At 38.3% G+C, this 794-nt stretch carries 1 protein-coding gene; it reads left to right on the forward strand.

Annotated elements, in window-relative coordinates:
* Positions 1-351 precede the first annotated feature (351 nt).
* Positions 352-794 (forward strand): SulP family inorganic anion transporter (locus L2W48_RS12865; RefSeq protein WP_268906907.1); only part of this gene is annotated, 443 nt, incomplete at its 3' end.

The following is a 794-nucleotide window of genomic DNA, read 5'->3' on the forward strand; positions in this document are numbered from 1 at the left end:
ATGTAAAATAGTTAAGCATATGATTTTATTTAACTTATAAAAGACGATTTCGGATAACGCCCATTATGTTAAATGGGCATAAATCAATTCTAAAATTATCTATGATAATTCTTAGCTTTTACTTCAGTACTGCGTTTAGGGTGGATAGAAAAGGGGCTAGCTGCTATGATTGCCCCCGAAATCCTCCAAAATAGATATCTTTCTTAATATGACACTTACGCCACCATAAGTTTATTTACCTCTTAAATCAGTAAATAACTCATCACTGTCTAGTGATGTGGTGTAGTAGCTTGTGTGTCGTATATATCACATCACTAGCCTTTCTTAAAATTTAAAAAAATAGGCTATTTCATGTTATCCACTATTCGAGAACAATGGTTCTCTAATATTCGCGGGGATGTCCTTGCGGGTATTGTTGTCGCTTTGGCTCTAATTCCTGAAGCAATTGCCTTCTCTATTATTGCAGGTGTCGATCCTAAAGTCGGGTTATACGCTTCATTCTGTATTGCCGTGGTGATTGCTTTCGTAGGTGGTCGCCCTGGTATGATTTCTGGGGCAACCGGTGCCATGGCGTTATTAATGGTAACACTGGTTAAAGAGCATGGTCTGCAATACTTATTAGCAGCCACAATTTTGACAGGATTTATTCAAATCTTAGCCGGCTATCTAAAATTAGGTGCCTTGATGCGGTTTGTATCCAAGTCAGTTGTGATTGGCTTTGTGAATGCCCTGGCTATTCTAATTTTTATGGCTCAATTACCTGAACTCACTAATGTGACATGGCATGTCTATGC

This window comes from Dethiosulfovibrio russensis, assembly GCF_021568855.1.
Lineage (GTDB): Bacteria > Synergistota > Synergistia > Synergistales > Dethiosulfovibrionaceae > Dethiosulfovibrio > Dethiosulfovibrio russensis.